Here is a 10,653-nt window from a genome sequence, read left to right as displayed (position 1 = left end):
TTGGTGACAACCTTCTTTTTGCCGCCGGACTGAACAATGAGTACCGGACCAACCCCATCAACATCACACTGGCAGCTAACAAGATGCAATCTACCGTAAACAACATTTTCACTCCTTCCAAAGAAGAACCTTTCTGGAAAGTAAAAATGGGAATCCATACCGGTCCGGTCCTGGCTCTGGACGCTCAAAAACAACACAGCCCCTCATCCATCAGCGGAGACAACATCAATGTAACATGCAGGTTGGGCGAAGCCTGTCCTCCCGGAAAAATTAATATGTCTGAGATGACCTATGAGCTGGTAAAAGAATTCTTTGACTTCAGCCACCTGGGGTCCATGCCTGTGAAATATAAAGGTGCACTCAATATGTTTTTGGTCAACGGGCTAAATGAAAAATTGCATATTGAGGACAACCTCTTTGAAGCCAATGATACCTTTTATACGAGATACGGAGACATCCAGTTTATGGATATTCAGGAAAAAATCCTTGATCTGCTGGAGAAAAATCTACCGGACAACCTATTCTATCACAACGTTAAGCACACTGTGGATGTGATTACTGAAGTAGAGCTCATTGGCTGGGCCGAGGGCTTGAACGAAGAAGAAATACTACTAATGAAAGTGGCTGCCCTGTTCCACGATGCAGGACATATTGTGGATTACAAACATCACGAACACCAGGGTACCTTACTGGCAAAACAGATTTTACCGAGGTACGACTTTTCGCAGGAAAGAATCAACACCATTTGCCGGTTAATTATGGCCACCAAGCTACCTCCAAACCCACAGGACAAAATGGAAGAAGTAATGTGTGATTCGGATTTGGATTATCTGGGACGCACCGATTTTATTCCGGTTTCCAATACACTTTACCGCGAGTTAAGAGAGCGTCAAATGATTGGCTCATGGCAGGAATGGAACGAAATGCAGCTAAAGTTCATTAAAAACCATCAATACTTCACTAAAACGGCTCGTGACCTACGGGAAGTTAACAAACAACAACAAATTGAGAGAATCAACCAGTTGCTCAATAAAACTGAAGTTGATATCAAGATACAATAAGATAGGTCGTTTCGATGTTTCGGGATAGATGTAAAAATTTGGTTCTGATAGGCACCTTTGTTATGAACCATTAAAATATCCTTACCTTTGAGGCTGCATTACATAATCCTCAAAAAACATTCTTATGAAACGGTTCCTCCCGGTTCTTCTTGCGCTTACGCTGCTTTCTGCATGCCAAAACAAAAAATATGAAGCGGCAATTCCTAATATTGCTGAAAAAGTAGAAGCGTACGAAACCTTCAAACTAACCACCGACCTGAGCATCTTATCCTCCAACCAAAAAGAGATGTTACCTCTGCTTTTCGAGGCGGCCAACATCATGGACGACCTTTTCTGGAAACAAACCTGGGGTGACAAAGATACTTTTCTCTCCAAAATTGAAGATCCTGAACTGCGCCGATATGCAGAAATTAACTACGGCCCCTGGGATCGACTGAACAATCATCAGCCATTCATCAAAGGCATCGGCCCCAAACCCGCAGGAGCAAGGCTATATCCAGCCGACATGACCATGAAGGAGTTTGAACAACTCCCCAATCATAATAAATCCAATCAATACACCCTCATCGAAAGAGGGGATAACGGAAAACTCTTCATCGTTCCGTATCATAAAAAATGGGAAGAGGAACTCTCTTTAGCAGCAGGCCTCCTTCACCAGGCAGCAGAAATGGCAGAAAGTGAAGGATTCAAAAAATACCTGAATGCACGTGCAAATGCACTTTTATCGGGCGATTACTACAAAAGCGACATGTATTGGATGGAGATGAAAGACAACCTCATCGATTTTGTTGTTGGGCCTATCGAAACTTACGAAGACCAGCTTTTGGGGATAAAAACCGCCTTTGAAGCTTACATACTAATAAAAGACACTGCCTGGTCGGCACGTTTGGAGCGATTTGCTGCCTTGCTACCCAGGTTACAGGAAAATCTTCCTGTTGACGAGACCTATAAAACAGAAACCCCCGGTAGCGATTCTGACCTGAATGTTTATGATGCTATTTTTTATGCCGGCGATTGCAATGCGGCCAGTAAAACCATCGCCATCAATCTTCCCAACGACCCGGATGTGCAGATGAAAAAAGGAAGTCGCAAACTCCAGCTGAAAAATAGTATGCGTGCCAAATTTGAGAAGATACTGGTACCTATCAGTCAGATAGTTATCCACCCATCGCAAAGGCAATACATTGATTTCGATGCTTTCTTCGAAAACACAATGTTTCATGAAGTGGCCCACGGATTAGGCATCAAAGAAACTTTGGATGGCAAAGGAACTGTCAGAGAAGCCCTAAAAGAGACAGCCTCCTCAATCGAAGAGAGTAAAGCAGATATCCTGGGACTTTACATAGTTACCAGGCTCGCTGAAAGTGGCGAATTGAAAGACAAAGACCTGATGACCAATTACGTTACCTTTATGGCCGGAATTTTCCGATCTGTCCGTTTTGGTGCGGCAAGTGCTCATGGCGAAGCCAACATGATTCGCTTTAACTACTTCCTCAAAAAAGGAGCCTTTTCAAAAGATAATGATTCGAACACTTACCTCATCGATTTTGAAAAGATGAAACAAGCTATGAATGAGTTGTCAGAAGAAATACTGGTTCTCCAGGGGGATGGGGATTACCAGAAAGCGTTGGAAATGATTGCCTTAATGGGAAATATAAACCCTGAACTTCAGTCGGACCTCGATCGCATCAACAATGCCGGCATTCCCGTGGACATTGTTTTTGAACAGGGCCCCGGGGTTGTTGGTTTGAATTAATTAAAAGTATCTGAACCACATTAGACAACAAAATGAATTTTAGGCATATAGGTGTTTTGTCATCAGGAAGTAACTTAAAATAAACTTCGACAAAGTGTTGAACATTTAATAGAACCAAATAGTGATTTTTAAGAAATAACAGAGGTTGAGGTTATGAAGATCTCACCAGCACATAAAAAACTGTTGGCAAAAGAGTCAACAGTTTTTTTGTAAAACCATATACGGCCATGGAAAAAATATTTTCGAACAACAGGGTAAGTGAGTTACTCAATATAGAAGTTCCCATTATTCAGGGGGGAATGGTATGGTGCAGCGGATGGCGACTGGGTTCCGCTGTCAGCAACAACGGCGGGCTGGGCCTTTTGGGCGCCGGCAGTATGTATCCTGAAGTATTGCACGAACATATTCAGAAAATAAAAAAAGCCACCAGTAAACCCTGGGGCGTAAATGTTCCTCTGCTATACCCCGACATTGAGCAATTGATGAAAGTCATTACCGATGAGGGCGTAAAAATAGTTTTCACCTCTGCCGGAAGCCCAGCCAAATGGACTCCCTACCTCAAAGAACACGGCATAAAGGTAGTACACGTAATCGCCAATTCCCGGCTGGCAAAAAAATGTGAAGACGCCGGGGTGGATGCCATCGTTGCCGAAGGATTTGAAGCCGGCGGTCATGAAGGTCGCGAGGAGACCTCCACCATGAATTTAATTCCTCTGGTAAGAAATGCAACTTCTCTTCCATTAATAGCAGCAGGAGGCATTGGTTGCGGACAACAAATAATGGCTGCCATGGCGCTTGGTGCTGATGGCGTGCAAATTGGTTCAACATTTGCACTTGCTCAAGAGTCATCGGCCCACCCAAAATTTAAAGAGTATGCTATAAATGCCAAAGAGGGAGACACAATGCTCACGTTAAAACAACTGGCTCCCGTACGGCTTCTGAAAAACCACTTTTTTAAACTGGTGGAAGAAGCCCAGCAAAAGGGTGCATCACCAGAAGAATTAAAAGAGATTCTGGGAAAGGGACGTGCCAAAAAAGGAATTTTTGAAGGTGATCTGGAAGAAGGAGAATTAGAAATCGGACAGGTGGCTGCCCTGATAAAGGAGATTAAGCCCGTCAGCCAAATTATGGAATCCCTCATGGAGGAAATTCAGGAAACAAAAAAAAGGATTTGTAAATGATAAAATATTTTAAGCATACACTCTCAAACGGTTTACGCGTTGTAGTTCATCCCGATAAAACCACGCCAATGGTGGCCGTTAACCTGCTGTACGACGTAGGCGCACGCGACGAAGACCCCGACAAGACAGGTTTCGCACATTTATTTGAGCACCTGATGTTTGGGGGCACCCTCAATATTCCTTCGTACGATACGCCGGTACAAAATGTGGGCGGTGAAAACAATGCATGGACCAGCAACGATTTTACCAACTATTATGTGACCTTGCCGGCAACGAATCTGGAGACAGCATTCTGGCTGGAAGCCGACCGAATGCGAGAACTTGATTTCTCTGATAAAAGTCTGGAAGTACAGAGAAAAGTTGTGATCGAAGAGTTCAAACAACGTTATCTGAATCAACCCTATGGCGACATACCTCTTTTAATCAGAAACCTGGCCTATAAGGTTCACCCCTACCGTTGGCCCACCATAGGAAAAGACATCTCCCATATTGAGGATGCCACACTAAATGATGTCAAAGACTTTTTTTACAAGCATTACGCTCCAAATAATGCTGTTTTGTCGGTAGCAGGCAATGTCACTCCAGAACAGGTTTTCCGGTTGGCTGAAAAATGGTTTGGCCCCATTGCAGCCCAGTCTGTTCAGCAAAGAAAATTACCGCAGGAACCCCGCCAGACAGAAGCAAGGCAGCTCACTGTGGAAAGAGATGTGCCTGCCCCTTACATTCAAATGGTTTTCCACAACGGAAAACGTACCGACAAAGAATTCTATGCTGACGATTTGCTCTCTGATATCCTTTCCAATGGCCCCTCTGCTCGGATGTTCCAGTCACTCATCAAAGAACAGCGCCTGTTCTCGGATGTGAATGCATACATTGCCGGAGATCGCGACCCGGGATTGTTTACTGTTACCGGACGCCTTATGCCGGAAGTATCCATGGAAAAAGCTGAATCTGCCATCCGCAGTGAATTGGTAAAACTAAGTATTGATGGCCCCAGTGATTATGAACTTCAGAAAGTCAAAAACAAAGTGGAATCGAACCTTGTTTTTGGTGAAATTCATTATCTCAACAAAGCCATGAACCTGGCTCAGTTTGAGCTTTTGGGTGATGCAGAAGAAATTAACAGAGAACCAGAGCGATACCGGGCTGTGACTGCAGATGATGTTAAAACTGTGGCACAAAGAATCTTTGCTCCGGAAAACTGCTCCACTCTCTATTACCTGCCGCAGAAGAAAAACTGAAGTCCCCAGAGCATCTTGGCTAGAGAGACTCAGGTTAGGAATTAATGGTTCCATAATTTTTTAAAAGCCCTTAGCCATAGCCTTAGTCTCAAAGATAAGTATCCACCATTAAAACAACAGCCCAAAATATGGCACAAACCAACAGCAAAGCTCCCGAATTTAAAGATATCGAAAAAATTGATTTCCTGCCGGTTGAGCAGCATCGACTCGACAACCAAGTGCCTGTTTCTGTACTCAGAGCAGGGAGTCAGGACGTCACAAAAATAGACATAGAATTTCCGGCGGGGGCGATACAGGCAGGCATTCCCCTGATTGCCTCCACAACTGCCAATCTGATGCTGGAAGGAACCCGACAGAAGACATCAGTTGAAATATCTGAAAAAATTGATTTTCTGGGAGCTTACCTGAATGCCCAGACTTATCATCACAATACGGTTTTTACATTTTTGTGCCTGTCCCGTCACCTGCCTCAAATGCTGGAGATCCTCAACGAAATTATTTCTGAACCTTCATTCCCTCAGCATGAATATGAGCTTTATCTTCAAAAAAAATATGAAGAGTTTGTTTTTGAGGGCGAAAAAGTAAAAACCATTGCAGGCCGTAAGTTCGGCGAAACAATTTTTGGCGCCGACCATCCTTATGGAAAACAGCTTAACGCAGATCATTTCAAACAAATAACGCTCGGTCAGCTTAAAGATTTCCATAAAAATAATTACAAGCCCGAGATGGCAAGAATTTTCGTGGCAGGTCAACCCGGAGATAAGCTAATGCCCTTACTCAATAAATACTTTGGACACTCTTCGGGCAAATACCAACACACCGACTTTTCTTTACCCAATCCGCAGCCTTCAAAGGAAAGAACAATAAATATCAGGAAAGAAGGTGCAATGCAAACCGCCCTGCGAATCGGAAGACCCCTGTTTAACAACCATCACCCCGATTTTATTCCGCTGCAAATTCTCAATACCATTCTGGGTGGCTACTTTGGTTCACGCCTGATGACCTCGGTACGTGAAGAAAAAGGCCTTACCTATGGAATCGGCTCCTACATCATGCCCCTCAAACAAAGCGGCATTTGGGGCATTAGCAGCGAAGTATCCGGCGAAAGCCGGGACAAAGCCATTGAAGCAATTTTTGAAGAATTCCGAATTCTGCAAACCGATTTGGTTCCCCAGGAGGAACTCAGCATGGTTAAACGATACATGATGGGCGAATTGCTCAGGAATTTTGATGGCCCTTTTTCAACCGCCGACATTTACAGAACCTTGCAGGAATACGATATGGATTTCGGATTTTACGAAAAGATGATCAACACAATTCGAAATATTTCTCATACCAATATCAGAGATTTGGCTATTCAATATCTTAAGCCTGAGGATTTCCGAATTGTGACTGCGGGGATGTAACTGAATCTGAATGCACGAAATATTACCTGCCATTCAGATACTATTTTACCATATTATTCACTAATTTAGGCCCAACAGGTAAACAGCCAATATGAGTGACCAATCGAAAATATCAGAAGAACAAGAAATAAAACAGCAATTCAACGAATTACTGGATTTGTGCCCGCGATGTCAAACAGCCGAGGGCAAGCGACTAATCCAGAAAGCGTTTGAACTGGCCAATGAAGCCCATCAGGGAGTCAGACGGAAATCGGGAGAGTTGTACATTCTCCATCCCCTTGCTGTGGCCCGAATTGTGGCGGATGAGATTGGTCTTGGAGCAAAAGGAGTGGCGGCAGCCCTGTTACACGATGTGGTGGAAGATACCGACTACACACTGGAAGATGTAGAAGGAATTTTTGGCAAGAAAGTGGCCGATATTGTAGATGGGCTCACCAAGTTGGAGGGTGTCTTTGATCAGACCAAATCCAGGCAGGCAGAGAATTTCAGAAAGCTGCTGTTGACGATGGTCGAGGATATCAGGGTTATTCTCATAAAGCTGGCCGACAGGTTGCACAATATGCGTACCCTGGAATCTATGCCCGAGCATAAACGAATCAAAATTGCCGGCGAAACCCTATTCATGTATGCGCCACTGGCCCATCGATTGGGACTCTATTCAATCAAATCTGAGCTGGAAGACCTGGCTTTTAAATACGAACATCCAAGAATATTTGAGGAAATATCGGCCAAACTGGAAGATTACAAAGACAAGACCCAACACCTGATAACGCGGTTTTCGTTACCCATCATCGAACGCCTTTCCAATGAAAGGTATGAGTTTGACATCAAAGGGCGACCAAAATCCATCTATTCCATCTGGCGAAAAATGCAACACAAACAGATTCCTTTTGAGGAAATCTATGATTTGCTGGCCATCCGCATTGTATTTAATCCCAAAGAAGGAATTCCTGAGAAAGCCCAATGCTGGGCCATCTATTCTCTGATTACAGATATTTACAAGCCCAAACCCGACAGACTTCGTGATTGGGTAAGTACTCCCAAAGCCAATGGCTATGAAGCCCTGCATGCTACAGTAATGGGGCCCGAAGGCAACTGGATTGAAATCCAGATTCGCACCGAAAGAATGGACGAAATTGCCGAAAGAGGATTTGCTGCTCACTGGAAATACAAAGGCTCAAATGAGAAAGAATCGGAGCTGGACAACTGGTTACAACGCATTCGGGATGTACTGGATAACCCGGATTCTGATTCTCTCGAATTTCTGGACGATTTTAAACTGAATCTCTTCAGTCAGGAAATCATGCTGTTTACCCCTAAAGGCGACGTAAAAGTAATGCCCAAAGGAGCTACTGCTCTTGACCTGGCTTTTGAAATACATACCGAGCTGGGATACAAATGCATAGGCGCCAAAGTGAACTACAAACTGGTTCCGCTTAGTTATGAGCTGAAGAGTGGCGACCAGGTAGAGATTCTCACTTCCGAAAAACAAAAACCAAAATATGACTGGATCAATTTTGTGACAACAGCCAAAGCCAAAACCAGAATTAAAGATGCCTTTAAAAAAGAAAGAAAAGGCATTATTCACAGGGGCGAGGTAAAACTGGAAGAGTCGCTGAACGAGAGAAAACTGACCACCAATGCCAAAATCCTCAAAAAACTTCAGACGTATTACAACCTGCCCAGTAAAGAAGAACTTTACTTTAAGATTGGAAAAGGGGTTGTTAACCTTGAAAATCTGAATAAGATTCTTAGCGACAAAACTGCAAATAAATGGATTCGTTACTGGCGCCTCTCTTTCGTGAAAAACAGTGACAAACAAGACAAAATGAAATTTGGCAAAGACAGCAAAAAAACTCAGATGGTGGTCTCGGACGATATGGAAACCGAGGAATACATCATTGCCCCATGCTGTAATCCCATTCCGGGCGACGATGTGGTGGGTTACCTCGATCAGGACGACAAACTGATTCTGCACAGCCGCAAATGTCCGGTGGCCATCCGTCTCATGTCAAGTCAGGGAAACCGGATTGTATCTGCCGAATGGGAGTCACATAAAATTCTATCCTTCCTGGCAATCATCAATCTTTCAGGGATTGACCAGATAGGAATCGTAAGTAAAATCACAAAGGTTATTTCTGAAGACCAAACCGTTAACATGCGTTCCATTCATGTGGAGAGCCACGATGGCATCTTTGAAGGAACAATTTACTTGTATATTCACAATACCGAAGACCTCAATAATCTCATTTTCAACCTAATGAGAATAAAAGGTCTCCACAATGTTACCCGTCAGGAACGGATTCACGGGAATTAAGAGTTCCAAAGGGGTCCAAGAAATAAAAGCCCGGTGCCCCGCTCCTATCTGCATGCTCTCTGCTTTCTGACCAGTCTCTTCTCATGCTCCTTCTCTCCATGCCCCATGTCCCATGCCCTTTGCTCAATTTCACCTCCTTAATTCAATTTGGTTTTATTCTAAATAAAATTTTTATCTTTGCATAGAAAAGGGGCAAATTGTTACAATTAATTTAACTGAAACAAGTTATGAGCAGGCCATCTAACAAAGAAACGGTCAAACAAATATTTACCGAATATCTTCAAAAAAACGGGCATCGAAAAACACCCGAAAGATATGCCATATTGGACGAAATCTATTCGCGCGAGGGGCACTTTGATATAGAATCACTCTACATCTTCATGAAAAACAAGAATTACAGAGTGAGTCGTGCCACATTGTACAACACAATTGACCTTCTTCTCGATTGCAAACTGGTCATTAAACATCAGTTTGGAAAGAACATCGCCCAGTTTGAAAAAGCTTTTGAATCCAAACAACATGACCACCTGATATGCACCAACTGCGGAAAAGTAACCGAATTTTGTGATCCCAGTATTCAGATCGTGCTGGACAATGCCTCCCTGAATCTGGATTTCACCGTAGCACATCATTCCCTTTATGTTTACGGGACCTGCAAAGATTGCCGGGAGAAACTGATAAAGAGTGAGAATAAAATTTAAACAGATTCTGAGGTTTTACGATTTTTAATGTTTACTTTTACGCATCGGAATGTCAACCTAACAGGTAGGCCTTCCGATTTTTATTGCGCTATAGTCTGGTAAAAAAGACCATAATACAAATAATCACAAACACTTGAAGTAATGAAGGTTGATGTTCTATTAGGATTGCAGTGGGGCGATGAGGGGAAAGGAAAAGTAGTAGATGTACTGACCCCCGATTATGATGTTATTACCCGATTCCAGGGCGGCCCCAATGCAGGGCACACCCTCGAGTTTGACAACAAGAAATTTGTTCTTCACAACATCCCATCTGGAATTTTTCAGGGCGACAAGATCAATGTTATTGGCAATGGCGTGGTGCTGGATCCCATCACTTTCAAACAAGAGATTGACGGTCTCAAAGCTCAGGGTATTGACCTGACCAATACCCTTTTTATTTCCAAAAAAGCGCATTTGATTTTGCCCACCCATCGCATTCTGGATGCAGCATCCGAAGCTTCCAAAGGGACCACCAAGATTGGCTCAACCCTGAAGGGAATCGGTCCCACCTACATGGACAAAACCGGACGCAACGGAATTCGCGTTGGCGATATCCTTTCCAATTTTGAAGAAAAATATGCTGTCTTAAAAGAGAAGCATGAGCAACTCATAAAGATGTATGGCTTTGAGTACAATCTGGCTGAGTATGAAGAAGGTTTGAAAGAAGGAATTGAAACACTCAGAGAGTTTACACTCATTGACAGTGAGCATGAGTTGAACCGCTATCTGAAAGATGAAAGACCCATTCTGGCAGAAGGTGCTCAGGGAACATTGCTGGATATTGACTTTGGCTCCTATCCCTATGTGACCTCATCCAATACAGTTTGCGCAGGTGCATGTATCGGAATGGGCATTTCGCCGCGGAGTATTGGTGAAGTTTTTGGTATTTTTAAAGCCTATTGCACCCGTGTGGGTTCGGGCCCCTTCCCCACCGAATTGTTTGATGAGGAC

8 protein-coding genes are annotated in these 10,653 nt (G+C 43.5%); all 8 read left to right on the top strand.

Annotated elements, in window-relative coordinates:
• The coding region (locus QZZ43_RS07640) for an adenylate/guanylate cyclase domain-containing protein (RefSeq protein WP_291857612.1) at positions 1-1,061 on the top strand (1,061 nt) is incomplete at its 5' end.
• A 124-nt stretch (positions 1,062-1,185) separates the two neighbouring features.
• Positions 1,186-2,817 (top strand): Zn-dependent hydrolase, encoded by a 1,632-nt coding sequence (locus QZZ43_RS07635; RefSeq protein WP_291857610.1) that lies wholly within the window; start codon positions 1,186-1,188, stop codon positions 2,815-2,817.
• A gap of 227 nt (positions 2,818-3,044) precedes the next feature.
• The gene (locus QZZ43_RS07630; RefSeq protein ID WP_291857608.1) at positions 3,045-3,998 is read left to right on the top strand and encodes a nitronate monooxygenase family protein; all 954 of its coding nucleotides are present in this window, start codon (positions 3,045-3,047) and stop codon (positions 3,996-3,998) included.
• The gene (locus tag QZZ43_RS07625; protein ID WP_291857606.1) at positions 3,995-5,239 is read left to right on the top strand and encodes a pitrilysin family protein; all 1,245 of its coding nucleotides are present in this window, start codon (positions 3,995-3,997) and stop codon (positions 5,237-5,239) included. Before QZZ43_RS07630 ends, QZZ43_RS07625 begins: the two co-directional genes overlap by 4 nt.
• A 128-nt stretch (positions 5,240-5,367) precedes the next feature.
• Entirely contained in the window at positions 5,368-6,645 is a 1,278-nt protein-coding gene (locus tag QZZ43_RS07620) for a pitrilysin family protein (RefSeq protein ID WP_291857604.1), read from the top strand.
• Between the two features lie 91 nt (positions 6,646-6,736).
• Complete coding sequence (locus QZZ43_RS07615; RefSeq protein ID WP_291857602.1) at positions 6,737-8,962, top strand: RelA/SpoT family protein; 2,226 nt, start codon at positions 6,737-6,739, stop codon at positions 8,960-8,962.
• A 227-nt stretch (positions 8,963-9,189) separates the two neighbouring features.
• The gene (locus QZZ43_RS07610; RefSeq protein WP_291857600.1) at positions 9,190-9,663 is read left to right on the top strand and encodes a Fur family transcriptional regulator; all 474 of its coding nucleotides are present in this window, start codon (positions 9,190-9,192) and stop codon (positions 9,661-9,663) included.
• Positions 9,664-9,804: 141 nt separating this feature from the next.
• A partial coding sequence (locus tag QZZ43_RS07605; protein WP_291857598.1) for an adenylosuccinate synthetase occupies positions 9,805-10,653 on the top strand: 849 nt, incomplete at its 3' end.

The sequence above is a fragment of the Marinilabilia sp. genome (assembly GCF_016278715.1).
In the GTDB taxonomy this organism is placed as follows: domain Bacteria; phylum Bacteroidota; class Bacteroidia; order Bacteroidales; family Marinilabiliaceae; genus Marinilabilia.
The sequence above is the reverse complement of the archived record's forward strand: the minus strand, read 5'-3'. Positions and strand labels throughout refer to the sequence as shown.

Bases quoted from the DNA above. Each gene is read 5' to 3' on its own strand.
- QZZ43_RS07620 (WP_291857604.1), top strand. From the start codon at position 5,368: ATGGCACAAACCAACAGCAAAGCTCCCGAATTTAAAGATATCGAAAAA.
- QZZ43_RS07615 (WP_291857602.1), top strand. From the start codon at position 6,737: ATGAGTGACCAATCGAAAATATCAGAAGAACAAGAAATAAAACAGCAA.
- QZZ43_RS07610 (WP_291857600.1), top strand. From the start codon at position 9,190: ATGAGCAGGCCATCTAACAAAGAAACGGTCAAACAAATATTTACCGAA.
- QZZ43_RS07635 (WP_291857610.1), top strand. From the start codon at position 1,186: ATGAAACGGTTCCTCCCGGTTCTTCTTGCGCTTACGCTGCTTTCTGCA.
- QZZ43_RS07625 (WP_291857606.1), top strand. From the start codon at position 3,995: ATGATAAAATATTTTAAGCATACACTCTCAAACGGTTTACGCGTTGTA.
- QZZ43_RS07630 (WP_291857608.1), top strand. From the start codon at position 3,045: ATGGAAAAAATATTTTCGAACAACAGGGTAAGTGAGTTACTCAATATA.